27 protein-coding genes are annotated in these 26744 nt (G+C 52.9%); 10 read left to right on the top strand and 17 right to left on the bottom strand.

Annotated features, from left to right (window positions below; all coding sequences use genetic code 11):
* Nucleotides 1-209: 209 nt before the first annotated feature.
* The 6 genes from ACVB80_RS23835 to ACVB80_RS23810 form a co-directional block, all read right to left on the bottom strand.
* Entirely contained in the window at nucleotides 210-668 is a 459-nt protein-coding gene (locus ACVB80_RS23835; RefSeq protein WP_481083766.1) for a hypothetical protein, read from the bottom strand.
* A gap of 105 nt (nucleotides 669-773) precedes the next feature.
* The gene (rpmG, locus tag ACVB80_RS23830) at nucleotides 774-941 is read right to left on the bottom strand and encodes a 50S ribosomal protein L33 (protein WP_004405486.1); all 168 of its coding nucleotides are present in this window, start codon (nucleotides 939-941) and stop codon (nucleotides 774-776) included.
* Nucleotides 942-954: 13 nt separating this feature from the next.
* Complete coding sequence (rpmB, locus tag ACVB80_RS23825) at nucleotides 955-1191, bottom strand: 50S ribosomal protein L28 (RefSeq protein WP_021704597.1); 237 nt, start codon at nucleotides 1189-1191, stop codon at nucleotides 955-957.
* A gap of 348 nt (nucleotides 1192-1539) precedes the next feature.
* Nucleotides 1540-1881: a four helix bundle protein gene (locus ACVB80_RS23820; protein WP_481083765.1), complete on the bottom strand. Its 342-nt coding sequence runs from the start codon at nucleotides 1879-1881 to the stop codon at nucleotides 1540-1542.
* Between the two features lie 111 nt (nucleotides 1882-1992).
* Nucleotides 1993-2667 carry a RadC family protein gene (gene radC / locus ACVB80_RS23815; protein WP_481083764.1) on the bottom strand — a complete coding sequence of 225 codons (675 nt, stop codon included), beginning with the start codon at nucleotides 2665-2667 and terminating at the stop codon, nucleotides 1993-1995.
* 121 nt (nucleotides 2668-2788) lie between these two features.
* Entirely contained in the window at nucleotides 2789-4468 is a 1680-nt protein-coding gene (locus ACVB80_RS23810; protein WP_481083763.1) for a methyl-accepting chemotaxis protein, read from the bottom strand.
* Between the two features lie 222 nt (nucleotides 4469-4690).
* Between ACVB80_RS23810 and coaBC the strand changes: the two genes are divergently transcribed.
* From coaBC to lpxL, 3 genes are all read left to right on the top strand, one after another.
* Complete coding sequence (gene coaBC, locus ACVB80_RS23805) at nucleotides 4691-5902, top strand: bifunctional phosphopantothenoylcysteine decarboxylase/phosphopantothenate--cysteine ligase CoaBC (RefSeq protein ID WP_481083769.1); 1212 nt, start codon at nucleotides 4691-4693, stop codon at nucleotides 5900-5902.
* Nucleotides 5903-6158: 256 nt separating this feature from the next.
* On the top strand, nucleotides 6159-6749 hold the full coding sequence (gene slmA, locus ACVB80_RS23800; protein WP_481083762.1) for a nucleoid occlusion factor SlmA: 591 nt from the start codon (nucleotides 6159-6161) through the stop codon (nucleotides 6747-6749).
* Nucleotide 6750: 1 nt separating this feature from the next.
* Complete coding sequence (gene lpxL / locus ACVB80_RS23795) at nucleotides 6751-7689, top strand: LpxL/LpxP family Kdo(2)-lipid IV(A) lauroyl/palmitoleoyl acyltransferase (protein ID WP_481083761.1); 939 nt, start codon at nucleotides 6751-6753, stop codon at nucleotides 7687-7689.
* Between the two features lie 210 nt (nucleotides 7690-7899).
* Here the strand turns inward: lpxL and pyrE are convergent, their stop codons facing one another.
* Both pyrE and rph read right to left on the bottom strand, forming a co-directional pair.
* Nucleotides 7900-8541 (bottom strand): orotate phosphoribosyltransferase, encoded by a 642-nt coding sequence (gene pyrE / locus ACVB80_RS23790; protein WP_481083760.1) that lies wholly within the window; start codon nucleotides 8539-8541, stop codon nucleotides 7900-7902.
* Between the two features lie 215 nt (nucleotides 8542-8756).
* A complete protein-coding gene (gene rph / locus ACVB80_RS23785) occupies nucleotides 8757-9473 on the bottom strand; it encodes a ribonuclease PH (RefSeq protein WP_481083759.1) in 717 nt (238 codons plus the stop codon).
* Between the two features lie 261 nt (nucleotides 9474-9734).
* Here rph and ACVB80_RS23780 point away from each other — a divergent pair, with 261 nt between their 5' ends.
* The 6 genes from ACVB80_RS23780 to trmH all read left to right on the top strand — a co-directional run bounded on the left by ACVB80_RS23780 (nucleotide 9735) and on the right by trmH (nucleotide 16516).
* Entirely contained in the window at nucleotides 9735-10598 is an 864-nt protein-coding gene (locus ACVB80_RS23780) for a YicC/YloC family endoribonuclease (protein ID WP_481083758.1), read from the top strand.
* A 20-nt stretch (nucleotides 10599-10618) separates the two neighbouring features.
* A complete protein-coding gene (locus ACVB80_RS23775) occupies nucleotides 10619-12514 on the top strand; it encodes an LTA synthase family protein (protein WP_481083757.1) in 1896 nt (631 codons plus the stop codon).
* A gap of 158 nt (nucleotides 12515-12672) precedes the next feature.
* A complete protein-coding gene (gmk, locus tag ACVB80_RS23770) occupies nucleotides 12673-13296 on the top strand; it encodes a guanylate kinase (protein ID WP_481083756.1) in 624 nt (207 codons plus the stop codon).
* Nucleotides 13297-13354: 58 nt separating this feature from the next.
* The gene (gene rpoZ / locus ACVB80_RS23765; protein WP_171753509.1) at nucleotides 13355-13627 is read left to right on the top strand and encodes a DNA-directed RNA polymerase subunit omega; all 273 of its coding nucleotides are present in this window, start codon (nucleotides 13355-13357) and stop codon (nucleotides 13625-13627) included.
* Nucleotides 13628-13666: 39 nt separating this feature from the next.
* Entirely contained in the window at nucleotides 13667-15790 is a 2124-nt protein-coding gene (gene spoT, locus ACVB80_RS23760) for a bifunctional GTP diphosphokinase/guanosine-3',5'-bis pyrophosphate 3'-pyrophosphohydrolase (protein WP_481083755.1), read from the top strand.
* A 39-nt stretch (nucleotides 15791-15829) separates the two neighbouring features.
* A complete protein-coding gene (trmH, locus tag ACVB80_RS23755; protein ID WP_481083754.1) occupies nucleotides 15830-16516 on the top strand; it encodes a tRNA (guanosine(18)-2'-O)-methyltransferase TrmH in 687 nt (228 codons plus the stop codon).
* Nucleotides 16517-16779: 263 nt separating this feature from the next.
* Here trmH and fabG read toward each other — a convergent pair whose 3' ends face one another.
* The 9 genes from fabG to ACVB80_RS23710 all read right to left on the bottom strand — a co-directional run bounded on the left by fabG (nucleotide 16780) and on the right by ACVB80_RS23710 (nucleotide 24218).
* Nucleotides 16780-17505 carry a 3-oxoacyl-ACP reductase FabG gene (gene fabG / locus ACVB80_RS23750; protein WP_481083753.1) on the bottom strand — a complete coding sequence of 242 codons (726 nt, stop codon included), beginning with the start codon at nucleotides 17503-17505 and terminating at the stop codon, nucleotides 16780-16782.
* Complete coding sequence (locus tag ACVB80_RS23745; protein WP_481083752.1) at nucleotides 17505-17966, bottom strand: hotdog family protein; 462 nt, start codon at nucleotides 17964-17966, stop codon at nucleotides 17505-17507. The genes fabG and ACVB80_RS23745 overlap by 1 nt, the downstream gene beginning before the upstream one ends.
* Entirely contained in the window at nucleotides 17959-19176 is a 1218-nt protein-coding gene (locus ACVB80_RS23740; protein ID WP_481083751.1) for a beta-ketoacyl-[acyl-carrier-protein] synthase family protein, read from the bottom strand. The genes ACVB80_RS23745 and ACVB80_RS23740 overlap by 8 nt, the downstream gene beginning before the upstream one ends.
* A gap of 26 nt (nucleotides 19177-19202) precedes the next feature.
* On the bottom strand, nucleotides 19203-19691 hold the full coding sequence (locus ACVB80_RS23735; protein ID WP_481083750.1) for an acyl-CoA thioesterase: 489 nt from the start codon (nucleotides 19689-19691) through the stop codon (nucleotides 19203-19205).
* Nucleotides 19691-21247 carry an HAL/PAL/TAL family ammonia-lyase gene (locus ACVB80_RS23730; RefSeq protein ID WP_481083768.1) on the bottom strand — a complete coding sequence of 519 codons (1557 nt, stop codon included), beginning with the start codon at nucleotides 21245-21247 and terminating at the stop codon, nucleotides 19691-19693. The genes ACVB80_RS23735 and ACVB80_RS23730 overlap by 1 nt, the downstream gene beginning before the upstream one ends.
* 1 nt (nucleotide 21248) lies before the next feature.
* Complete coding sequence (locus ACVB80_RS23725) at nucleotides 21249-21638, bottom strand: ApeI family dehydratase (protein WP_481083749.1); 390 nt, start codon at nucleotides 21636-21638, stop codon at nucleotides 21249-21251.
* 4 nt (nucleotides 21639-21642) lie between these two features.
* Nucleotides 21643-22920, bottom strand: a complete 1278-nt coding sequence (locus tag ACVB80_RS23720; RefSeq protein WP_481083767.1) for an AMP-binding protein — start codon at nucleotides 22918-22920, stop codon at nucleotides 21643-21645.
* 119 nt (nucleotides 22921-23039) lie between these two features.
* The gene (locus ACVB80_RS23715; RefSeq protein ID WP_481083748.1) at nucleotides 23040-23300 is read right to left on the bottom strand and encodes a phosphopantetheine-binding protein; all 261 of its coding nucleotides are present in this window, start codon (nucleotides 23298-23300) and stop codon (nucleotides 23040-23042) included.
* A 186-nt stretch (nucleotides 23301-23486) separates the two neighbouring features.
* Nucleotides 23487-24218 (bottom strand): beta-ketoacyl synthase chain length factor, encoded by a 732-nt coding sequence (locus ACVB80_RS23710; RefSeq protein WP_481083747.1) that lies wholly within the window; start codon nucleotides 24216-24218, stop codon nucleotides 23487-23489.
* A gap of 306 nt (nucleotides 24219-24524) precedes the next feature.
* Here ACVB80_RS23710 and recG point away from each other — a divergent pair, with 306 nt between their 5' ends.
* The gene (gene recG, locus ACVB80_RS23705) at nucleotides 24525-26615 is read left to right on the top strand and encodes an ATP-dependent DNA helicase RecG (protein ID WP_481083746.1); all 2091 of its coding nucleotides are present in this window, start codon (nucleotides 24525-24527) and stop codon (nucleotides 26613-26615) included.
* The last annotated feature ends 129 nt before the right edge of the window (nucleotides 26616-26744 follow it).

Below are 26744 nucleotides of genomic sequence, written 5' to 3'. Positions count from 1 at the left end.
GTGGTTCTGTGGTTCTGTGGTTCTGTGGTTCTGTGGTTCTGTGGTTCTGTGGTTCTGTGGTTCTGTGGTTCTGTGGTTCTGTGGTTCTGTGGTTCTGTGGTTCTGTGGTTCTGTGGTTCTGTGGTTCAAAATACCTAAGCCACTGAAACAAGCAACCTGTTTTCATCACATTCCACCACGATTTCCCCATAGGACCACAGCACCGTTCTTCACTCGAATGGAAACAAATACCCTTTATCCACCGACACCGCGACCCAGTTTCCCTGCCAGTTTTTGAACAGCCAGAACTGGGGGGTCTGATAGTAAGTCACGCGCTGGGGCTCTTCCTGCTCTTTGTACCAGATTTCAATACTGCGGGGAGAGTTCAGGCCAAGCTCTTTAACCGTCTCCTCTTCAACCAGTGTACCCTGCAGGCTCAACCAACGCTCTGAAGCCTCAACGCTATCTACCGTCAACGGGCGTGTGCTTTGCCACTGGCCATCTGCAACTTCGAGGGACCAGTTTGGGAAGTGTAATGCAACCGGGCTCAAGGCGGCATTCAGCACACCTGGCAGTTCTGGTTCAGAAACCAGATATTCCTGGATCACTTTTGGAGCATTAATCAATGCAATATAAATAAGGATCGCGAAGATCAATACATTGTTCCAGCCGCGCTTGGTCAGTTTCATCGGTGCTTGTTCCGTTTCTGCATGTCTTCCGATTGTAGCCTGAATTTCAGGCATAAAAAAACCCAGCTAAAAAGCTGGGTTTTTGAATACATAGCAGCGATTCAATTACTTGATTTTCGCTTCTTTGTACATAACGTGCTTACGTACAACTGGATCAAATTTCTTGATCTCGAACTTGCCCGGCATGTTGCGCTTGTTCTTGTCAGTTGTGTAGAAGTGACCAGTACCTGCAGAAGATACCAGACGGATTTTCTCACGAATGCCTTTAGCCATTGCTTAATTCCTCTTAAACGTTTTCGCCACGTGCACGGATATCAGCAAGAACAGCATCGATGCCTTTCTTGTCGATGATACGCATGCCTTTAGCAGTCAGACGTAGTTTAACAAAACGTTTTTCGCTCTCTACCCAGAAACGATGAGTTTGTAGGTTCGGCAGAAAACGACGCTTAGTAGCATTTCGTGCGTGTGAACGGTTGTTACCCGTTACTGGACGCTTACCAGTTACTTGGCATACTCGGGACATGAATGTCTTCTCCAAATCGTTTCAGCTCGATATCAACCTTGGTGGCCGAACCTCTCAAGCTTAAATATAAGAGGTTAAAAACCGTTATGGAAAATCCATACAAGGCTATCAAAGGTCGCGCATTATACTAACTTAACGTGTATTGCTCAAGACCCGAACAGATCCTTTTTGCAGGTTTTCGTGATCTTTTTGCTTAACAGAGCTGATTGAGGTTCAAAAATTAGTGCGGGGGATGATAGCAGATTTTGGGGAAAAGCTAAGCTTTTTTTAGGTAACAAAGGCTCTGGGCTCTGGGCTCTGGGCGCTGGGCGTTGCTAACGCTGGCTCCGGAGCATAAAAAATACCTTACTAAGCAGACCTGTAGCGTATGAGGGAGGCAAGCATTGCACTGAGTTTGGAAACTTCTTTTACCAGCATTTCAGCCTCATCTGCGGCGATGTACCCCAGCCTTGCGGCTATTTTTATCTGAGTAAACAGTTCTCCCGCAGATCCTTTTGCGTAGTAGAAAAATCTCATTGCATCTCTGTCCGTATCTCTTTCAAAACCTTCTGCGATATTTGATGGGATAGAAACAGCGCTTCTCCTCACCTGATCAGCCAGTCCATAATCCCTGCAACCGTAAAAAGCCCGGTAGACCTTCTCCGTAATCAACATCCCCAATTGCCAGACCTTTAATTTCTCAAACTCCACTTCCCTCTCCTTCTGACTCACAACAACCACACATTTCCAGATAACAGCCTGGCTTCAGGCGAGCTCCCCCAGAGCCTAGCGCCCAGAGCCCAGAGCCCAGAGCCGTAGTAATCAAATCCACCCCCTCTCAGCAAACGACACCACTTCCCCGTCACCAATCACAAAGTGGTCCAGAATTCGTACATCTATTAATGCTACTGCATCTGCCAGGCGGCGGGTGATTCGGCGGTCTGCCTGGCTCGGCTCTGCGATGCCTGAGGGGTGGTTATGGGCGAGAATGAGGGCGGCGGCGTTGTGGTGCAGGGCGCGCTTGACGACTTCGCGGGGGTAGACGCTGGCGGCGTCTATGGTGCCCTCGAACAGGATTTCATCGCTGATCACCCGGTTCTGGTTATCGAGGTAGAGTATAAAGAAGGCTTCCCGGGTCCGGTCGCGCAATATGGAAGAGAGATAAAGACGGGTGTGCTGCGGGCTGGTGAGGGCATCACCGCGTTGAAGCGTTTCAGCCAGGTAGCGCTGAGTCATCTCCAGTACGGCCTGAAGCTGAACGTATTTGGCCTGCCCCAGCCCCTTATGACTGCAGAACTCATTTTCAGAGGCAGAAAACAGCTGACGCAGTGAACCAAAGTCTTTCAGCAGATAGTCAGACAGCTCAAGAACATTCATTCCCTGAGTGCCGGTGCGAAGAAAAATCGCCAAAAGCTCGGCGTTGGTAAGAGATTGTGGGCCGTTAGAGAGCAGTTTTTCTCTTGGCATGGACTCTGCTGGCAGGGATTTAATTGGCATTAACGGGCTCCGTCTGTTTTTCCGCTATTTAACAGCATGAAAAAGCCGGGGCAGCAATCTGCCCCGGCCGGAGTTTCGAGTCTGCTCGTCAGTTAATGTAACTGACAGATTTCTCGCCCGCTTAAACTTTAAAGTGGCCCACAACCGCTCCCATCTGCCCACCTGAGGCCACCAGCTGGCCGCTGACCGAGGCTGACTGACCGGCTGTATCACTGAGCTCATTAACGATCTGCTGAATATGTACAAGGTTCTGGTTGATGTCTTCTGCAACTGCACTCTGCTGCTCTGCTGCGGTTGCGGTCTGAATGCCCATATCGTGGATTGTGCCGATGGCCTGCTGAATCGCCGCAAGGCTCTCTTTAATCTGCACCGATTCCAGCGCCGTCTGCTCGCCCCGCTCCTGGCTGCTTGCCATGGTATCTACCGCGCGGCTCACGCGGCTGTGCAGCGATTTAAGCATATCGCCAATTTCCTGGGTGCTGTTCTGGGTGCGGCTTGCCAGAGAGCGAACCTCATCCGCTACCACGGCAAATCCACGCCCCTGCTCACCGGCGCGCGCGGCTTCAATCGCAGCGTTCAGCGCCAGCAGGTTGGTCTGCTCTGCGATTTCACCAATCACATCCAGCACTTTGGTGATGCGCTCTGTCTGCTCGCTCAGCTCCTGAATCGCTTCAGAGGTAGTGTTCACTTCCGACACCAGAACTCCAATGCCATCAATAGCGTCAGAGACTTCACGCTGCGCTTCGTTAATCTGGCCGTTGGCCGATTCAATCGCCTGAGACGTCGCGTGGGTGTTATTCGCTACTTCACGGGCGGTTGCGCTCATTTCAGTGACGGCCGCAACAATCTTGTCGGTCTCCATACTGTGGTTCTGCATCATGCCAGCGGCCATGCTGGTCTGTTCGTCCAGGCTGTTGCCCGCCATCATGACTTCAGTCGCCGAGTCCTGCATCTCTTTGATCAGTGGCTGAAGCTTGTCCATAAAATCATTGAACGCCATCGCCACTTCACCGATCTCATCCTGGCTTTCGACTTTCAGCCGGGTCGTCAGATCGCCGCCACCAGCGGCTACATCTTTCAGTGAGGCAACCACGTGCTGGAGAGGTGCGATGCCTTTACCTGCAAAATAACTGACCAGGAGAATGGTCATAACCAGTCCGCCAAATGAGATGCCTGCCGCTGAAAGAGTATGTTCATTCAGATCCTGCTCGCGGGCGGTCCTGAAAGCGGCTATCTGGTGGTCGATATCATCAATATAGATACCGGTACCCAGTGTCCAGTCCCACTTTGGCAGGTATTCGGCATAGCCCAGTTTCGGCGCCTGAGCATCAATTGATGGCTTGTGCCAGGAGAAATTCAGGAAGCCATCGCCGTTTTTAGCTGCATTAATCAGCCCGGCGATAACCGCCACACCATTCTCATCTTTCAGCCCGTAAAGGTTTTTCCCCTCAAGCTGAGGCTTAATCGCGTGCAGGGTGTTTACCCCTTTCGAATCATACGCAAAGAAGTAGCCATCCTTTTCAAAACGCATCGCTTTCAGCAGCTCTTTCGCCCGGGCTTTATTCTCTCCGTTCTGGTCTGCATCATGCAGCGATTTCACCGCCGTAACGCCCATCATCAGATACGCTTTCAGCTCTTTTTTACGCGTATCAAGCAACTGCTGGCGGTAATCCTCCAGCTCATTCTCAAGGGCATCAATCCCGTTCCAGTAATAAACCAGGCTGACCAGGGAGGTCAGCACCACCAGTGGGATCACGGTCAGTAACTGCAGTTTGGTCCGGCTTTTAAGCGAAAAACTCATAGTGCTCTCCATTTAATACGCCGAAAAACAAAGCCTTCGGCTATGGTTGTGATTGTTTTATTAATATCATCCAGCTCAATAAATCTGTGTCTGTGAGACAGTCACGGTTTTTGGTACTCGCTGCCATACCAATTCCCCATCCTTTGACCCAGGCAGCTTTTGGGGTAATTGAAAAAGCAAAATGTGGTACATTAAGCGGCAGATTTTTGGGAGATACCTATGATGCAAACACTGGCTGGCAAGAAGCTCCTTCTTGGCATCAGCGGCGGTATTGCCGCTTATAAATGTGCAGACCTGACCCGCCGCCTGATCGAGCGCGGCGCTGAAGTGCGGGTTGTGATGACCGCTTCGGCCAAAGAATTTATTACCCCACTGACCATGCAGGCGGTATCCGGCCACCCGGTATCTGACAGCCTGTTTGATCCGGCAGCTGAAGCCTCTATGGGCCATATAGAGCTGGCAAAATGGGCAGACCTTGTCTTGCTGACTCCGGCCACCGCAGACCTGATTGCCAGAATGGCCGCTGGTATGGGTAACGACCTGTTGTCGACCCTGGTACTGGCAACGGATTCTCCGGTTGCGGTATCTCCTGCCATGAACCAGCAAATGTATGCCAACGTGGCCACTCAGGAGAATATCGCGACCCTGGCAAGACGTGGCTTTATCATCTGGGGCCCGGCTTCAGGCGAACAGGCGTGCGGTGACATCGGCAAAGGCCGGATGCTTGAACCGATGCAACTGGTCGGCCACTGCGAGGCTTTTTTCCGGCCAAAAACGATGCAGGGTCAGTCTGTCGTGATTACCGCGGGCCCGACCCGTGAAGCGGTTGACCCGGTTCGCTTTATCAGCAACCACAGCTCGGGCAAAATGGGCTTTGCCCTCGCTCAGGCCGCAGCGGAACTCGGTGCCAAAGTCACCCTTATCAGCGGCCCGGTCAGCCTGACCACGCCAGCAAACGTCACCCGCGTCAACGTGGAAAGCGCAGAGCAGATGCATCAGGCCGCCATGGAACACGCCCCACAGAGCGATATATTCATTGGCTGCGCCGCTGTCGCCGATTACCGCCCTGCCAGCGTGGCAGAGCAGAAGATCAAGAAAACCGACGACAGCGATCAGATGACCATCGAAATGGTTAAAAACCCGGACATCATCGCCTCTGTCGCCGCTCTCACAGAAAACCGCCCGTTCACGGTCGGTTTCGCCGCAGAAACCCAGGACGTGGAAACCTACGCCCGCGGAAAACTGGCGCGTAAGAACCTGGATATGATCTGCGCCAACGATGTATCCGTAGCAGGCCAGGGCTTCAACAGCAGCGACAACGCCCTGCACCTCTACTGGAAAGACGGCGACAAAGCCCTGCCGCTGGCGAGTAAGGCCGAGCTTGGCAAAGCGGTGATGGAAGAAATCGGGAAGCGACTAAAGGTCGAGAACTGATAGTTCTGGGTGCTGGGTGCTGGGTGCTGGGTGCTGGGTGCTGCAAGATATAGAGGGCATGACTTAGCGTCAATGAGCATGTTGAGAATCAATACGGTATTCACAACACGCGCCCCCAGAGCCTAGTGCCCAGAGCCCAGAGCCCAGCGCCTCATCCACCCCCCATTTTTAATCCTGGGCACTGGCCTCACACCACTACCAGAGTTAAAATGCACCCCAACAAAAATAGACGCTGCAAAACAAGGAATTAACGAAAATGGCAGGGCCAAGAAAATCCAACCGTCGTGAAGAAATACTGCAGGCGCTGGCGCATATGCTGGAGTCTGCCGAAGGCGCATCCCGTATTACCACGGCGAAGCTGGCCAAACAGGTCGGGGTTTCTGAAGCGGCGCTCTATCGTCACTTCCCGAGTAAGGCGCGCATGTTCGAAGGGCTGATCGAGTTTATCGAAGAGTCCCTGATGTCGCGTATCAACCGTATCCTGGATGAAGAGAAAGACACCCTGAACCGTATCCGCCTTGTGATGCAGCTTATTCTGGCTTTCTCTGAACGCAACCCGGGCCTGACCCGCATCCTGTCCGGTCACGCACTGATGTTTGAAAACGAGCGCCTGCGTGAGCGCATCAACCAGCTGTTTGAACGCATTGAAACCCAGCTGCGCCAGATCCTGCGTGAGCGTAAAATCCGAGAGGGCAAATCCTTCCCGGTTGACGAGCGCATTCTCGCTGCTCAGCTGCTGGGCCAGGTGGAAGGCAGCCTGAACCGCTTTGTGCGTTCTGACTTTAAATACCAACCTACAGAAAACTTTGAGGAATACTGGGCACTGTTGAGTGCGCAGATTCAGTAATATGCTCCAATTTGAGACCGTAAAATTCAGCAAAGCACTTCTCCACCCAAGATACTGGGTGGTGTGGTTCGGCTTTGGGCTTCTGGCACTGATTGTCACCATTCTTCCGTACCCGGTTCTGAAGCGCCTCGGCCGTGGGCTGGGCAAAGCGCTGGCTCCACTGGTTAAGCGCAGGGCAAAAATCATCCACAAAAATCTGGAGCTCAGCTTTCCGGACATGAAGGATGAGGAAAAGCAGCGCATCACGGATGAAGTGTACAAAAACTCCGGTCTGGCTCTGTTTGAAACCGGCATCGCCTGGTTCTGGCCAACCTGGCGTTTTAAGCGCTTAATCGACTTCAAAAACAAGCAACATATGCTTGATCTTGAGGAACAGGGCAAAGGTGTACTGGTGGTATGTACTCACATGCTGAACCTGGAAATCACCGCCCGGGCTTTTGCGCTGTTTGCGCCTGGCTATGGCGTTTATCGTCCGCATGAGAACAAAGCCATCGACTTTATCCAGAACTGGGGGCGTACCCGCTTTGGCAACCAGATGGTCGACCGTGAAGACGTACGCGGCATGGTAAAAGTTCTGAGAAATGGTGGCCGCCTGTGGTATCTGCCGGATCAGGATTACGGCAGCACCAACTCGGTATATGTCCCTTTCTTTGCTTATGACAAAGCCTGCACCCCATCAGGAACAGGTTTCCTTGTTGATATGGGTAAGTGTGCTGTAATAACCGCTTCGAGCATTCGCTCTGGTAACCAGTACTGCCTCGAAATCGACAATGACATCAGCGCAAACTTCCCTCGTAAAGACCCGGAAGGCGCTGCAATTGTGATGAACAAAGCGATTGAGAAAGTCATCCTGCGCGGAATGAATCAGTATATGTGGATGCACCGCCGGTTTAAGACTATGCATGACGGGAGTGATCGGGGAAGGCTTTATAACGATTAAACGGGTTCTGGGTTCTGGGTTCTGGGTTCTGGGTTCTGGGTTCTGGGTTCTGGGTTCTGGGTTCTGGGTTCTGGGTTCTGGGTTCTGCATGCAGGCTCATTTATACTACCGTTGCCGTCAAGTCCAAAAATTCCACTTACGTCAAAGCAGTTTCAACAAACTCCCCCAGAATCCAGAACCCCGAAGCGAAGCGCTCCCAGGACCTAAGAATTAAATCCCATACTCCGCACGATAAGCCTTAACCGCTTCCAGCTGTTCCGGGTTACCGCCTTTCTCTTCCAGGTAAGTGATCAGGTCAGTCAGGCTGACAATAGAAATCACCGCACAGCCAAAGTCACGCTCCACTTCCTGAATCGCAGACAGCTCGCCTTTACCTTTTTCCTGACGGTCAATCGCAACCAGTACGCCAGCCAGGTCTGCGCCGTTAGCTTTGATGATTTCCATCGACTCACGAATCGCGGTACCTGCTGTGATCACGTCATCCACCAGCATAATGCGGCCTTCAAGCGCGCTGCCCACCAGGTTACCACCTTCACCGTGATCTTTTGCTTCTTTACGGTTAAAGCAGTAAGGCGTATCAATATCGTGATGGTCTGCCAGTGCTACTGCTGTGGTTGTCGCAATTGGGATACCTTTGTAAGCAGGGCCAAACAGTACGTCAAACTCAATACCTGAATCAGCCAGTGCTGCTGCGTAAAAACGCCCCAGGCGCGCCAGGTCGCGGCCGGTATTAAACAGTCCAGCGTTAAAAAAGTAAGGGCTCTTACGGCCTGATTTCAAAGTAAACTCACCAAATTTCAGTACTTCTTTCTCAAGTGCAAACTCAATAAATTCACGCTGGTATGTCTTCATTTTTCTCTCTCAACAGTTAGTGCTTAAGTGGTACGTGGTACGAAAACCTGAGATGTCAGGATTACGGTGTCAAACAGATTCTCAGACAACGCTTCCCCGTTTCAGCGCTCTCCTCCGCGAACCACGAAGCGAAGCGCCCACGAACCACGCAACCGCCAATTCCCATTGGCCCATATAAAAAAATAGCTCCTTTAAAAAAGGAGCTATTTATCAAATCAATTATCTAACGCGGATTTCTGCGCTTCAACGATGGAGCCGATCCCCGATTTTGCCAAGGCCAGCATTTCGAGCAGTTCCTCGTGGCTGAATGGCACACCTTCTGCGGTGCCCTGCACTTCGATCATACGGAAGTCTTCGGTCATCACCACATTCATATCCGTCTCAGCGGCAGAGTCTTCGGTGTACTCAAGGTCACAAAGCGCTTCGCCGTCAACAATACCCACAGATACTGCGGCAACATGGCCTTTCATTGGGTTAGCTTTCAGCTTGCCCTGCTCTACCAGCCAGTTAAAGGCATCGGCCATAGCAACGCTGGCGCCGGAGATAGAAGCGGTACGGGTACCGCCGTCAGCCTGAATAACATCACAGTCTACAGTTACCATGATTTCACCCATGGCTTCCAGGTCAACCACGGCACGCAGGCTGCGGGCGATCAGGCGCTGGATTTCCATGGTACGGCCGCCCTGCTTACCGCTCGCCGCTTCACGACGGTTACGGGAATGAGTTGCGCGTGGCAGCATGCCATACTCAGCGGTAACCCAGCCTCTGCCCTGACCTTTCAGCCAGCGTGGCACATTTTCTTCTACGCTGGCATTACACAACACTTTGGTATTACCAAACTCAACCAATACGGAGCCTTCCGCATAAGCAGTGTAATTGCGGGTAATTTTAATTGGGCGCACTTGTTCTGCGCTACGCTCGCCTGGTCGCATGGTAATTCCTGAAGTTGTGGAAATTAGTTGGTCGGGGATTATAACGGAACAAACGGGGAGATGCGAGGGACGAGATTAAAGAGGCGAGACAGCGTCAACCCAGGCCCTCTATCTCTCTTTTCTCTTTTCTCTTTTCTCTTTTCTCTTTTCCCTTATCTCGCATCTCGCACCTCTTATCTCGCATCTATAGTCTCGTCACCCTTTCCTCTCCTGTGCTACCATACCGCCAGCTAAAAATTCACCAATTTAAGGAATCGGTTCATGATCTACAGCATGACAGCTTATGCGCGTAAAGAAATCAAAGCTGACTGGGGCAGCGCGGTATGGGAAATCCGTTCAGTAAATCAGCGCTACCTGGAAACTTACTTCCGTATGCCTGAGCAGTTTCGCAGCCTGGAGCCGGTTCTGCGTGAGCGTTTCCGTAAGCGCCTGGCGCGCGGCAAAGTTGAATGTGCATTGCGCTTTGAAGCCAACCCGGCCGCTCAGTCTGAGCTGAAGATCAATGAAAACCTGGCAAAACAGGTGATCAATGCCGCCAAATGGGTAAAAGAAACCACGGGTGAAGGCAACATTAACCCATTCCAGGTAATGCAGTGGCCGGGTGTGATGGAAACACCTGAACAGGATATGGATGGTATCAACAAGGCCCTGCTGGAAGCTTTTAATGAAGCACTGGATGAGTTTATCGCCGCCCGCGGACGCGAAGGCGACAACATGAAAGCCCTGATTGAACAGCGCCTGGAATCTATTACAGAAGAAGTGGTCAAAGTACGTGCGCGTATGCCAGAAATTCTGGAATGGCAACGCGAGCGCCTGCTGGGTAAGTTTGAAGAAGCGTCAATCGAGCTCGACAGCGGCCGCGTAGAGCAGGAACTGATCCTGCTGGCACAAAAGTCTGACGTAGCCGAAGAACTGGACCGCCTTGACTCTCACGTGAAAGAGACCAAAGCTATCCTGAAAAAAGGCGGAGCCGTAGGCCGTCGTCTGGACTTCATGATGCAGGAGTTCAACCGTGAGTCGAACACCCTGGCGTCAAAGTCTATCAGTACCGATATCACGGCATCAGGCGTTGAACTGAAAGTGCTTATCGAGCAGATGCGCGAACAAATCCAGAACATCGAGTAATTATTAAGTAAGTTGTTGTTATGTTGTCGAATCTTACCAAAATATTTTTACCATTACTGGCTGTAGCTTTAATCAGTAAGATAGTGTTCCTGGCTGCCGGAGATGCAGCAAGCCTGTCACTCCTGTCTGCAAACGGACTCTATGGCCTGCTTTACGGGCTAAGATTCGACGCTACCACAGCGGCGGCTGTTTCGGCACCGATCATTCTTTTTGTTCTCTGCTCCTATTACACCCGGTGGCATGGCGAAAAGCTGATAAAAGCTTTAATGATCGTATCTGCGTTATGGATTGTCGGTACCACAATGTCAGATGCGATTTACGCAGAAGATGCCAGAAAGCACGTGACATTTGAGTTATTCACTGCGCAGGATACAGAGATCGAGCTTATCCGCACGGCTTTCGTTGTTTACTGGAACTTCCTGCTGCTGGGACTGGGCGTTTTTGTTGCGTCAGTGTTTGCTATAAAAAAGATCCGGTTTAATAAGCAAAAAGAACGCAAAGCCCACCCACTCAGATTTGCCGGCATTGCTTTTGTCTGGCTGCTTCTGACTGTCACCGCTGTCCGCGGGGGCTGGATGGATGCGCCACAATCACCGATGAGTGCTTACAAAATCGGTGATAACGACAAAGCTTATGTTGCATGGAGCGCCCCTTACAGCATTACCTATTATCTTGCCAATGGCAGCAGAAAGGCGGCCTCAAACATCACGCACCCGGCAAGCCAAAACCTGACGGATGAACTGCAAAGTCAGCCCGATGCACCCGCACAGCTGGCCAACCTGAAAGATGCCAACATCATATTTGTACTACTGGAAAGCTGGGTATCTATTGATATGCAGAGCTACGGCTCAGATATCAATGCAACCCCATACTTTGACCAGATTCGAAAGTCCTCACTGACGTCACACTCTATGTACGCGGACGGTTATCGTACCGTACAGGGAATGTTTGCCAGTATGTGTTCATTTCCGAATCCGAACGGTGGCATCGTGCCAAGCACTCAGCTGCAGAACAATCACTACTACTGCCTGCCTCAGATGCTGAAAGACCGTGGCTGGGATACCCGCTTTGTTCAGGGAAGCGGCAAAGGTATCGTAGGGGCATTTGCTCAGACGCTGGGCTTTACCGAGTCCTACGGCAAGACAGACTATCGCTTTGACGGTTTTATGAACGAGTGGGGATACATGGATGGTGATATCTATAAGTTCTCACTGGAGCATATTGATGAGATGCAGGCCCAAAACCCTGACCGTCCGTTCTTTATGATGATCAACACCGGCACAACTCATGGCACCTACCTTCCGGAGCAGGACGAGTACGAGTTCGGCAGAGAAAACATACCAGAGCTGAGGGCCAGCATACTGCATCACGCAGACCGGGACTTACACAAGTTTCTTGAAAACCTGAAAGGCCGCCTGAGTAAACCAACCCTGATCGTACTGATGTCCGATCACACGGCAAAAATCGTCGAACCAAATCTGGCGAAAAACTCAATCCCATTTTTGATGTACGCTACCGACGGCAGCGTTCCGGCCAAACATATTGATGCTGCGGTTTCACAGCGTGATATCGGCGCAACAATTCTGGACTGGATGGGCGGCAGTGCCCCATGGTTTACCGGCCAGTCGATGCTGCAGGAGCATGAAAACTACCGTACCAGCTTCTCAGACGGCAGCCTGTTTTTCTGGGTCAACAACCGCCACCTGGTGACGATTGATTCACTCGATGGCTCACTGCAGCGTTGCTACACCATAGGTGAGAACACGATCAAACTGCACAAAGCCGACTGCTCTGAAGAGTGGGTTCAGCCGCTCTATCAGCAGGGCCGGGACTTTAACAGCCTGACCCAGCAGCTGCTGTTCCAGGGAAAAACCACCGACTACCGCAATCTGCCGTCGATTTTTCCTGAGTCATAACTCAGCTGTTCTGTTTCAAAGGGAGCTTCGGCTCCCTTTTTTATGATTGTCCATCGCATATAAAAAATGCTATCCTTTCGCCCCATTTTTTATGCACATCCTTCTCTGCATGCCAGTGTCTGGCAGGCAAAGACAGTCATACCACAAGCGGAACTATCATGGGCAAAGGTACTTTATATATCGTCTCTGCACCGAGTGGCGCAGGTAAATCCAGTCTTATTTCAGCGCTGCTGGAAAAGAACCCGACTTACGCTATGAAAGTGTCGGTATCCCACACTACCCGTGGCATGCGTCCGGGTGAAGAAGACGGGGTCCACTACCACTTCGTCAGCAAAGACAAGTTTGAAGAACTTATCGAACAGGGTGCATTCCTGGAATACGCTGAAGTGTTCGGTAACTACTACGGTACTTCGCGCCCGTGGATCGAAGAGAACCTTGAAAAAGGCATCGACATCTTCCTCGATATCGACTGGCAGGGTGCGCAGCAGATCCGCAAGCAGATGCCACTGGCTAAGAGCATCTTTATCCTGCCGCCTTCGAAAGAAGAGCTGGAGCGTCGTCTGAACGCCCGCGGTCAGGACAGCGAAGCGGTGATTGCAAAACGCATGAGCGAAGCACAGTCAGAAATTTCACACTATGATGAATATGACTATGTGATCGTGAACGACGATTTCGATACCGCGACCGTCGATTTTAAAGCTATCCTTCGCGCTGAGCGACTGAAGCAGGACAAGCAGGCTGCTAAATACACCAGCATGCTTACCAGCCTATTGGCAGAATAAGCCTTTAGCCTGTATAATTTCTCGTCATACTAATTTTTTGTAACTAATTGGAGTCCTCATGGCACGCGTAACTGTTCAAGACGCTGTTGAAAAAGTTGGCAACCGTTTCGACCTGGTTCTTATTGCGGCTCGCCGCGCTCGTCAAATGCAAACTGGCGGCAAAGATTCACTTGTGCCTGAAGAGAACGATAAGCCAACTGTTATCGCTCTGCGCGAGATCGAAGAAGGCCTTATCACTAAAGAAGTTCTGGACGCACGTGAGCGCCAGGAGCAGCAGGAACAAGAAGCTGCTGAACTGGCTGCAGTGAGCAGCATTGCCCACAGCCGTTAATTCAGACGATCATTCAGCACAACACTTCGGGCCTGAACTTTGTATCTTTTCGAAAGCCTTAAAGACGTTGCCCAGGAATACCTAACAGAGCCTCAAATTGAGGCTCTGCGTCAATCTTATGTGGTAGCAAGAGATGCCCATGAAGGGCAAACCCGTTCTACGGGTGAACCATACATTATCCATCCCGTCGCCGTAGCCCGCATCCTGGCGGAAATGCGCCTCGATCAGGAAACCCTGATGGCTGCACTGCTGCACGACGTGATTGAAGATACGGAAACCACCAAAGAAGAGCTGGAAGCTCAGTTTGGTTCCACCGTCGCCGAGCTGGTTGACGGCGTCTCTAAGCTGGACAAACTGAAATTCCGTGACCGGAAAGAAGCTCAGGCGGAAAACTTCCGCAAAATGGTGCTGGCAATGGTGCAGGATATCCGCGTTATCCTGATCAAACTCGCCGACCGGACCCACAACATGCGCACCCTTGGCGCGCTGCGTCCGGACAAAAAGCGCCGTATCGCCCGTGAAACCCTGGAAATTTACGCACCGCTGGCGCACCGCCTGGGTATCCATAACATCAAGGTCGAGCTCGAAGAGCTGGGCTTTGAGGCCCTCTACCCCAATCGCTACCGGGTACTCAAAGAGGTGGTCAAGGCCGCCCGTGGTAACCGTAAAGAGATCATCCAGCGGATTCAGGGTGAGATCGCAGGCCGCCTGGAAGAAACCGGGCTGACCGCGCGCGTCTTCGGCCGTGAGAAAAACCTGTTCTCCATCTACAACAAGATGAAAACCAAAGAGCAGCGTTTCCACACCATTATGGACATCTACGCGTTCCGCGTTGTCGTCGATACCGCCGATACCTGCTACCGGGTACTGGGCCAGATCCACGGCCTGTACAAGCCAAAACCGGGCAAGATGAAAGACTATATCGCGGTGCCGAAAGCCAACGGCTATCAGTCACTGCACACCTCTATGGTTGGCCCTCACGGGGTACCGGTAGAAGTGCAGATCCGTACCGAAGATATGGACCAGATGGCAGACAAAGGTGTCGCGGCTCACTGGTCGTACAAAGCCAATGGTGAGAAATCCGGCACCACCGCTCAGGTGAAAGCCCAGCGCTGGATGCAGAGCCTGCTGGAGCTTCAGCAGAGCGCAGGTAACTCGTTCGAATTTATCGAGAACGTAAAATCTGATCTGTTCCCGGATGAGATCTACGTCTTTACCCCGAAAGGGCGCATCGTCGAACTGCCGGTCGGCGCGACTGCGGTCGATTTCGCTTACGCGGTGCATACCGATGTGGGTAACAGCTGTGTTGGTGCCCGGGTTGACCGTAATCCGTACCCGCTGAGCAAGGCGCTGAAAAACGGCCAGACGATTGAGATCATCAGCGCCCCGGGTGCCCGCCCGAACGCTGCATGGCTGAACTATGTGGTGACTTCACGCGCACGCACCAAGATCCGTCAGGTGCTGAAAACCATGCGCCGTGAAGAGTCGATCACCCTTGGCCGCCGTCTGCTTAACCACGCGCTGGGTGAACTGTCTATTTCAGATGTCAGCCAGGAAAACATTGAGCATGTGCTGGGCGAGCTCAAGATCGACTCGATGGACGATCTGCTGGCCGCTATCGGCCTTGGCGAACTGATGAGTATCGTGATCGCCCGCCGCCTGCTGGGTGATGCGGACGAGCTGACCGAAACAGAAAGTCAGGATGAAACCAGTAAGAAGAAACGTCTGCCTATCCGCGGCGCTGAAGGTATTCTGCTGACATTCGCCAACTGTTGTCACCCGATCCCGGACGACCATATTATCGCCCACGTTTCACCTGGCCGTGGCCTGGTGGTACACCGCGAGACCTGTCCGAACGTACGCGGTTACCAGAAAGAACCGGATAAATATATGGCGGTGGAATGGTCAGATGATTATGACCAGGAGTTCATCACCGAGCTGAAGATCGATATGCAGAATCACCAGGGTGCCCTGGCGGCACTGACTAATGTGATTTCGCAGACCGGCTCTAACATCCACGGCATTTCGACCGAAGAAAAAGACGGTCGTCTCTACACCGTGACTGTGATGCTCACCACAAAAGACCGGGTACACCTAGCCGGCATTATGAAGCGCATCCGCGTAATGACCCAGGTCACCAAGGTCCGTCGCCGTAAACACTAACTGCAATCCCGGCGAAAGCCGGGATTTTTTTATACGATTATGAATCCTGAACGCTACCAACGAATCCAGACCGTTTTAAAAGCCCGCCAGCCGGACCTGACCCTGTGCCTGGAAGAAGTCCACAAAGCCAATAACGTCTCGGCAATCGTCCGCAGTGCTGACGCCGCTGGTGTACACAAAGTTCACGCCGTATGGCCGGACGACAAAATGCGCATGCTGGGCCACACCTCAGCCGGCGCACGTAACTGGGTGGAAGTAGATACCCACAACAGCATCGACGCTGCAGTTGGCGAGTTAAAATCCCAGGGCATGCAGATCCTGGCGACCAACCTGTCCGACACAGCAGTCGATTTTCGCGAAATCGACTACACAAAGCCGACCGCCATCATTCTCGGCGGTGAAAAACACGGTATTTCCAAACACGCCCTGAGCCTGGCAGACCAGGATATCATCATCCCTATGGTTGGCATGGTGCAGTCGCTGAACGTTTCTGTTGCCAGCGCGCTTATTCTGTTTGAAGCCCAGCGCCAGCGTCAGCTTGCCGGTATGTACGACAAAGAGACTTCGTCCCTGCCTGAAGAGTACATCCACCGCGTCCTGTTCGAACGCGGCCACCCGGTACTGGCCAAAGTCGCCAAACGCAAAGGCCTGCCTTATCCTCCACTGGATGACGAAGGTCAGATCGTCGCTGAAGAGCAGTGGTGGGCAGAGATGCAGAGGAAATAAGAGCGGTTAGAGCGGTGCTGTGGTTCTGTGGTCCTGTTGAGAGACAACCCCACCATAGCACCATAGCACCATAGCACCATAGCACCATAGCACCATAGCACCATAGCACCATAGCACCATAGCACCATAGAACCATAGAACCATAGAACCATAGAACCATAGAACCATAGAACCATAGAACCATAGAACCACAGAACCACAGAACCACAGAACCATAGAACCACAGAACCACAGAACCACAGAACCACAGAACCACAGCACCATCATATCAACCCGCCATTGACCGAAATCACCTGGCGGGTCACGTAAGCCGCCGAGTCTGACATCAGGTAACTGACCAGCCCGGCGACCTCTTCCGGCTCCCCCATCCGGCCCATCGGCACCTGTGGCAGGGCATGTTCTTTAACATGCTCATCGATCATACCGGTATCAATCAGCCCCGGAGCCACGCAGTTGACCGTGATCCGGCGTTTGGCCAGTTCGAGTGCCAGTGATTTGGTTGCCGCGATCACCCCGCCTTTGGCAGCGCTGTAGTTGGTCTGTCCCCGGTTACCCATCAGGCCGGATACTGAAGCGAGAGTGATGATCCGCCCTCCCTTTCTGCTTCTGACCATAGGCATCACGCAGGGATGGAGGACATTGTAAAAACTGTCCAGATTGGTATGGATAACACCATCCCACTGCTCAGCCGTCATGGCAGGAAAAGCTGTATCCCGGGTGATCCCGGCGTTGTTCACCACTCCGTAATATGCCCCGTTTGCCTCAATATCGGCATCCAGTGCATATCTGCATTCATCACGGTCACTGATATCAAACCGGATCAGGCGACCAAAGCCGCCTTCCTGTTCTATCGTATCCAGCGTCGCCTGCGCGCCCTGCTTGTCGCCCATATAGTGGACCACAACCGTAAAACCCTCTTTTGCCAGCTGGATCGCGGTTGCCCTGCCGATCCCCTTGCTGGCCCCGGTTACCAATACCTGCTGGCTCATTACTGGCTCCTGCCTGTCATTGTTTTCAGTTTCTCTTTTGGCGGCACAAACACATTAAGCTGACACGTCGCCAGCACCTGCTGACCAGACTGAATCCGGGCGTTAAATACCGCCATTCCCTTGTCTTCCAGCACCTGTTCGGCATAGATATCAAGCCGCTGGTCCTTCTCAAAATGATCACACTCCGCTCTGTAGCGGCGGCTGCCAAGTAAAAAGCCCACCTGCGGCGCACTGCTCCGCTGCCTGGCGTGATAACCGGACCAGGCCGCCACGGACTGCGCCATCATCTCAACTCCGGTATAGGCCGGAACCGTCCGGCTCAACGGATCATAAAACAGGTTTGCGGCGGAAATATCCGCCTGACAATGAACACTTTTTTCCTGCACATCCAGCATCCGGTCGATCAGGATCATGGGCTTATCGTGAGGCAGAAATTCAGAAACGGAAGGATAGTCAGTCATGGGGGTATCCAAAAATCAGGCTGATATTATTACCGCCAAAAGCGAAGGAGTTACTCAAAATGGCTTTTCCGTTGAGCCGCTGCGGCTCTTCCACCAGCGCTATCTGTATGTCCGCGGCTTTATCCTGGCAACGCTGCCTGGGCAGCTCCAGGTTATAGCTCAGAATGTGCCAGGCGATAGCCGCCTCCACTGCACTGGCCGCGCCAAGCGTATGTCCGGTCAGGGGCTTGGTGGAACTGACCGGAGCCTGCGTCCCGAACACCCGGCTGATGGCCCGGCTCTCCATGCTGTCGTTAAGCGGGGTTGCGGTGCCATGCGCGTTGATATAACCAATATCCTGCGCAGTCAGACCCGCGTTTTTAAGCGCTTTTCTCATCGCCTGCTCCGCGCCATTTCCTTCCGGGTGAGGCGCAGAGATATGGTGGGCATCAGAGCTGTCGCCCGCCCCGAGCAGGGCGATATCTGACACTTCCCGGCTCAGCAGCATAAACGCCGCCGCTTCACCAATATTGATCCCGCTGCGCTTCTCACTGAAAGGCCGACACAAATGCCCGGACAGTGCTTCAAGACCGTTAAATCCATTCAGAGTCAGGCCACAGAGACTGTCAGCCCCACCAACCAATACTGCATCGGCCAGTCCGCTTTTCAACAGGCGCTGAGCGGTAATAAACACCCGTCCACTGGACGAGCAGGCGGTAGAAATCCCATAACAGGGCCCGGACATCCCAAAGTAAGCAGCAATGAATTCGCTGGGATTGCCAAGCTCCTGCTTCGAATAGTGGTAATCTTCGGGGAACGCGCCGGTATCCTGCCTGATCCTCAGAGCAGCCTCTCCTTCTGCTATTCCGGAAGTACTGGTCCCGATGATCACCGCCACCCGGCTGGCACCGTACTTCTCAACGGCATCAGCGACTTCAGCTTCAATCTGCCTAAGCGCAGACAGCGCCAGACGATTATTACGGCTGTCAAAGCGGCTCAAATGCTCAGGAACCGCAGGCAGGGACTCTTTGACCCGGCCAGTGACCGTCGAACTACCGCTGTTGAGTATGTCATGCTCTTCAGTCATGTTGGATAGCAGCTCTCCGGACAGGCAGCGATGGATCTGATCATGGTCTTCTCCCATAGCGGAATGAAAACCACAGGCCCTGATATAGACCGGAGAGTTATGTGGTGCTGACGCATCTGTTGATGAGATATCGGATACAGACATAGTTACTACCTGTGAGAAATCAAAAATTAAGTTGTACTGACAGCGCCTAACGGCTTCATCGCCTGCTGTAACGGAACCCGGCCACCGGTCTTGTGCCACCACTCCACTTTGCTGAGAAACACTTTCGGAGAAGCCAGACACATCTTCTGTGTATCCTGCCTGACGGCAACCTGGCAGGTATGCGCCCGGCACATCCTCTCTCCCGTTCCGGCGTCATAAATGACGTAATCCACCCGGAGCCGGTTTTCCCACTCGGTAAGCCGTGCCGTCACCCGTATTTCGTGGTTATAGGGAATGGCTTTGATGTACTTAACCCGGGTATCAATCACAGGCCACAAAAAGCCGGAGTCCTGCATTTCCCGGTATCCATAACGGATTTTTTCCATCAGCACCCGGCGCGCTTCCTCAAAAAAACGAAAGTAGTTCCCGTGATAAACCACCCCCATAGGATCGGCATCCTGGAATGAGGTGACCAGAGTCACCCCGGTTTCCAGCGGGTATTCCTCCCCGGCCATCACTCACTCTCCGGATAAAGCGTCCAGTGGCGCTGCTGAATATGGCTGACAAAGCAGCGCAGATCGGCTTCAAGTGGCCGGTCTTCGGTAATAAAGTCAAAGTCGCTGAGCACCGCATCACGAATCGCTTTCAGGCCGCCACTCATGTCACGCTCATCCAGCTCATTCTGACGGCGACGGATCTCCAGCGCCTGAACACTGGCCAGCAGTGATGCGGCTGCGACCTGCTCGGTCAGCTCCAGCACCCGGATACAGTCCCGGGCAGCAATAGTACCCATGCTGACTTTGTCCTGGTTGTGGCACTCGGTTGAGCGGGAAAACACACTCGCCGGCATGGTGTGTTTGAGCGCTTCGGCGGTCCAGGCAGAAATCCCTATCTGTACCGCTTTAAAGCCGTGGTTGATGGGCTTGCGTTCCCCCTCTGCTCCGGTCAGGTTAAACGGCAGGCCATTGTTAAACTTGTAATCCATCAGCTGAGCCATCTGCCGGTCGAGCAGGTCGGCCAGATTGGCGATTCCGGTTTTAAGCGTATCCATTGCCATGGCAATATGACCGCCATAGAAATGACCACCGTGGAGCACCCGCCGGTTATCCCCGTCAATAATCGGATTGTCATTGGCGCTGTTGAGTTCGTTTTCAATAAGCTGCCTCACCCAGGGCAGTGAGTCCTGCACGGTACCGATCACATGGGGAGCACAGCGCAGTGAATAACGGTCCTGAAGACGGTCACTGTTGCCCGGCGGGCGCTCCGCCTTAAGATCATCACGCAACCAGCTGGCGATCTGCTGCTGACCCGGGTGCGGCTTCACCGCAAACAGCGCCTCATCAAAGTGAAAATCATTGCCCTGAATACCAACCGATACCAGGGCAGTAATTTTGGTGCAAATCTGCGCGAGATACTCAGCCCGCTTGTATGCCAGACAAGCCAGAGCCGTCATCACTGATGTGCCATTCATCAGCGCCAGGCCCTCTTTTGGCCGGAGCTGAATCGGTCTGATACCCAGTTCGTCAAACAGTTCCCGGGTAGCGCGGGTTTCGCCTTTGTACAACACCTCCCGCTCACCGATAAGCGCTGCCGCCAGATAGGAGAGCGGTGTCAGATCCCCGCTGGCACCAACCGAGCCTTCCTGGGGAATACGGGGAGCAATATCGTGATTGATCAGGGTGACAATTTGCGACAACAACTGAGAAGTCACCCCGGATACACCCTGCGATAATGAGCACAAACGGGTCGCCAGCACCGCCCTGGCCTGTTGATGAGAGAGATCGTCTCCCAGTCCACAGCCATGAAAACGGGTCAGGTGCAACGGAAGTTCGTCAACCAGAGCGGGAGGAATAGCCACCGTACAGGAGTCACCATAGCCGGTCGTCACCCCGTAAATGACCCCTTCTTCCTTAAGAAGGTCCTCCAGAAAAGCCACACCCCGCTCAATTTTGTCAACGAAATCAGCGGAACTGTTCAGGGATGCGTTAGCACCGTTTGCAATTGCGACCACATCTTCAATACAAAGACGACCGGCGCCAAAAGTAATACTGGTTTGATTATCCATTTCCATCTCAATCATCACTCTGGTTCAAATTAGTTACGTTATCTTTCACAGGACTGAGCAGAATCCGCCCCGATGAATGCACCGCACCACCGGCCGAGTAATACCTGAAGCTCAGCTTCTCCCTGGCCTCATCCCAGCCGAGCTCCAGTTCAACATCAGCATCCGGCAATATTGGCTGCTGGAACTTAATCACTTCCATCCCGCCAAATGCACCGGATACGCCCAGACAGGCCGTGGCGAAGTAAACCGCCCAGTCAATCTGAGTCACTCCCGGCAAAATGGGAAAGCCCTCAAAGTGACCATTAAAGTCGGCAATATCCTCATCGACATGAAGGCTGAGTACCGCTTTATGGTCCTCAATTCGGGAACTCACTACGGCCGGTTTTCGCTTATCCATTAGCTCAGCTCTCCTGGTTAAACAGTTGCTCAATCACGGCGACCTGCCGCTTTCCCTGACTGTTAAGCGGGACTTCCTCAACCACCCTGAACCTGCGGGGAATGGCGGCGGGTTCAAGCCAGTTCTTAAGCTGCTTTCTCAGCAACAGCCAGAACTTACCCCTTCCGGTTTGCTGCATTACATTCACTCCTTCAGAAGTGAGCACGATGACCGCATACAGCACCAGCCGGGATTCCTGCACCGGGATCACTGCACTCTCGGCAATCCACTCCAGCTGGTCGAGGCGTTTTTCTGTCTCGACCAGGGAGACGCGTTTCTCTTCGATTTTTACAATCCGGTCTGTGCGCCCAAGCAGTTCAAAACGGGTTTCGTCCCGGAAACAGCACTCATCCGCCGTCTGATACCACTCACTGCCATTAATGTGCACCGCCTTTACCCGAAGGCAGTTTTCTTCGTTCTGCCTGGCGTCCACACCGGGAAGCAAGTTCCATGGCTGTGACGCTTTCTTCTGCTGACGATAAGCGATACCGCCGGTTTCTGTACTGCCAAAGACTTCAAACGGATACACCCCAAGGCAGGCTTTGGTTTGCTCTGCGGCATTTTTTGACAATGGGCCACCGGATGAAAAAACACTCCGGAGCGGTAAAGCACTTTTACCTTCACCAAGCCGCTTGAGCAGAGCGGGACTGCTGATCAACACCAGGTCATCGCTGGCGTGAGAAAGTAACTGCTCAGGAAACTCAAGATTGACCACCGAAAACGCGCGCCCTGACAACAGAGGCCAAAGCACCCGAAACAGCAGGCCATAAATGTGCTGATGAGAAACCGTACTCTCCACCCTTGTCCCCCGCAGTCTTTCTCCCCACAACTGTTCCAGAATTCTGACCTCAGACTCCAGCTGATACAGGGACTTAACGACAGGCTTGGGATCGCCACTGGAACCGGAAGTAAACAGGGTGAGTGACACCGACTGGCTGTCCAGCCGCGGCCAGTGATTGATTTTTCCCTGACCGGATGCTGAAACGGGCAGCTGTTTAATCCCGCTTAATGCCGGCACCATCCCGTCACACAGCATCAGGTCAAAAGCCGGGGCGAGTTCCTGCAAAGCCTGTGGCTGGCAGTTCCCCGGTATAACGAGCTTTTTGTGGGCATAACAGCAGGCGAGCAGCCCCACACAAAACAGGTAGCTGCTGTCAAAGCAGAGCGCGACCCTCTCAGCGCCGGTATCGACAAGCGCATCAAAGGTGCTGCTTACGTCCCGCTGAAACTGAGTCCAGCTCATCGATGCCCGGGTATCAAACGCCACAACAGACTCAGGTGGCCTGCGGAGCGAAAATACCCCTCCTGAACAACAATTTTCCAATGTCACATCCTGTAAACTGGCCGGAAATAACTGTCGGTTTACTCTTCAGTCTGAGACGATATGTATTTCGCCAGACTGGCAACCGACGAAAAATATTGCTGAGTATTCGCATCGTCACCATCAATATTCACCTGGTACTGTTTCTTTAGCGCCAGACCTAATTCCAAAGCATCAATAGAATCCAGTCCCAGGCCATCACCGAATAAAGGCGCATCGGTATCAATATCTTCAATGGTCATATCTTCAAGGTTTAATGACTCAATAATCAGAACCTTTATTTCATCATGCAATTTATTCATCAGAGTACCTTTCTGTTACTTACATCAATTAAGACAACTTTTTTCGTGTCTGAAACTCTATCTTTTCAGGTAAGCTTTAAAAAGAACAAAAAATAGCATGGAATTATTTTTTGCGAGAAAGACCAGCAAAAACAAAATAAACACCCTGATATTTACCGTTCCAGACTTGAGTGTTTAATTTATCAGTCAGACACCTTTCCTGCGAAAAACCCAGCCGTGATCGGATGATGAAAGTCTCCACTCCCTCTGCCCTGACAAGTAATTTCTCAAAAACTCCAGTCCCTGAGTGAGGCAGCTCACCTCATCCGGTAACCCACAGTGCCGCACCGTAAACTGCTCACCCTGCGACAACACCAGACCAAACGCATAGTCATGGTAATCCTCTGATTCATAATGGCTGTAAGCCTCCGGAACCGGCTCATCAAAGTCCACCAGCAACACCTTGTGCTGTGGGTTCTCAGCCAGGTAGAGCCATGCTTCTGTCAACGCACTGAAGAAGGTGTTGGTTCCTGCAGACACCGAGGTTAAGGGAAGTGCTTTTTTGGTGGCGATAGTGGTGAGTCCGGCCGCAGTATTATGCACAGACTGAGAAAAAAATATGGGGGATAATTCCTCTCCCCGAATTATATCTTCCAGTAATTTAACGCTTCGGTGTAACTCACCGTGCCGGCTTGAAAAAACCAGATAGTCGACATCATTACGGCTTAATAACTCCGCCGCAACCTGGACTGACAACTTACTCAGATTACTCATTCTTCTCCGCATCATGGCTGGAACAGAAGACACTCTGGCATTATCATCATAATCCCATGCTAAAGTATGAGACCAGGATATCCAATTTTCGTCACTGCTTATTTTTGAGGAATTCGCTGAGCAATCAGCAACATTAAATGAAAACACAGATTCCGTAACTGACATATTACTTAACCAACATCATATAAAGCCTTAATTCAACAATGCTCTCATACTAATTCACGAACAGTGCAGCATGGCTATTTTTCCTGAATGTCATTGCTTTTTTTTGGTATGCGTCTGAATAATGGCTGCAGAGTTGCCATAACGCCGCTGTCGTATTGCGAGCGGATAAACAAAATGCCAGGATCTTCAGGCGGGCAACTGACCGGACACGTTTAGTCAGGCACCATCACACCCGTAAGTCTTGCACATCCGGCTTTTTCCTCTCAAACTAGCTATTTAGCCCATAATCAGCCCGAGGAAATAACCATGTCCCAACTTCTCTCTGCCATTCCACTGACCGAGCTGTCCGGTGTCGGCGCCAAAGTGGCGGAGAAGCTGGCAAAAGTCGGGCTGAACACGGTCCAGGATCTGCTTTTTCACCTGCCGCTTCGTTATGAAGACCGCACCCGCATCTATCCTATGGTGAAACTGCACCCGGGCCTGTGGTGTGCTGTGCAGGGCAAAGTGATGGCGGTCGACACCATTTTTGGTAAGCGCAAGATGCTGACGGTAAAGATCAGTGACGGCAATGGCACCATTACCCTGCGTTTCTTTAATTTTACCGCCGCGATGAAAAACAACTTCTCCCAGGGAAGACTGGTGCACGCCTATGGTGAAATAAAACGCGGCGGGATCGGGCTGGAGATCATCCACCCGGAATACAAGTTTTTTACCTCTCAGCAGCCGGTCGATACCGAAGCCAGCCTGACTCCGGTCTACCCAACCACAGATGGACTGCGCCAGCTGACCCTTCGCAGCCTGACCGACCAGGCTCTGGCTCTGCTGGACAAAGCGGCAGTTCAGGAGCTGCTGCCATCGGGGATGTACGATCATCAGATGAGCATGAATCAGGCGCTGCACATCATCCACCGCCCTTCTCCGCAGATAGACCTGGAAGCCTTTGAGCGTGGCGACCACCCGGCGCAGCGGCGGCTGATCATCGAAGAGCTGCTGGCACAAAACCTCTCCATGCTGGCGGTACGCAGCAAGGGCCAGCTCGACAGTGCCCTGCCACTGCCTTATATGGACAACCTGAAACAACAGCTGCTGGCTCAGCTGCCTTTCTCACCGACCGGTGCCCAGCAGCGGGTCGTTGCAGAAATTGAGACCGATCTTGCCAAACCGCACCCTATGATGCGGCTGGTACAGGGCGATGTAGGCTCCGGCAAAACCCTGGTGGCAGCACTGGCGGCGGTACAGGCGATTGAACACGGTTATCAGGTCGCCCTGATGGCACCGACCGAACTGCTGGCCGAGCAGCACGCGCTCAACTTTGCCGGCTGGTTTGAAAAACTGAGCATGGGCGGGGAGCCCATCCAGGTCGGCTGGCTGGCAGGAAAGCTGAAAGGCAAAGCCCGCGAGGCCGAACTGGCGCGGATAAAATCCGGCGAAGCCAAAATGGTGGTCGGCACTCACGCCCTGTTCCAGGAACAGGTAGAGTTTGACCACCTTTCTCTGGTCATCATCGATGAGCAGCACCGCTTTGGTGTCCACCAGCGCCTTACCCTGCGCGAAAAAGGCATTAAACAGGGGGCTTTCCCGCATCAGCTGATAATGACCGCTACGCCGATCCCAAGGACTCTGGCGATGACCGCCTATGCGGATCTCGAAACTTCGGTTATCGACGAACTGCCACCAGGCCGTACCCCAATTCAAACAGTCGCTATTCCCGATACCCGCCGCAAAGATGTGATCGACCGGGTGCGCAGCGCCTGTCTCGACGGCAAGCAGGCCTACTGGGTCTGTACCCTGATTGATGAGTCGGAAGTGCTGGAAGCCCAGGCAGCAGAAATCACCGCTGAAGAGCTGAAGCTGCAACTGCCGGAACTGAAGATTGGCCTGGTACACGGACGAATGAAACCGGCTGAGAAGCAGGAGATCATGGCGCAGTTTAAAAACAATGAGCTGCACCTTCTGGTAGCGACCACAGTGATCGAAGTCGGGGTAGATGTGCCCAACTCCAGCCTGATGATCATCGAAAACCCGGAGCGTCTGGGTCTGGCTCAGCTGCATCAGCTGCGCGGCCGGGTTGGCCGGGGCTCAGTCGCCAGCCACTGTGTGCTGCTCTACCACGCGCCACTCTCCAACACCGCCCAGAAACGCCTTGGCGTACTGCGTGAAAGCAACGACGGCTTTGTGATCGCCCAGCGCGACCTGGAAATCCGCGGCCCCGGTGAACTGCTGGGCACCAAACAGACCGGTCTGGCCGATTTTAAAATCGCCGACCTGGTACGTGACCAGCGCCTTATCCCGGAAGTGCAGCACATCGCCCGCCATATCCATGAACGCTACCCGCAAAACGCCCAGGCGATTATTGATCGCTGGCTGGGGGAGCGGGATATATACGCGAAGGCGTAGGAAGGCGCTGGGCGCTGGGCGCTGGGCGCTGGGCGCTGGGCGCTGGGCGCTGGGCGCTGGGCGCTGGGCGCTGGGCGCTGGGCGCTGGGCGCTGGGCGCTGGGCGCTGGGCGCTGGGCGCTGGGCGCTG

The organism is Vibrio sp. 9-16B-A1, from assembly GCF_056726165.1.
The sequence above is the reverse complement of the archived record's forward strand: the minus strand, read 5'-3'. Positions and strand labels throughout refer to the sequence as shown.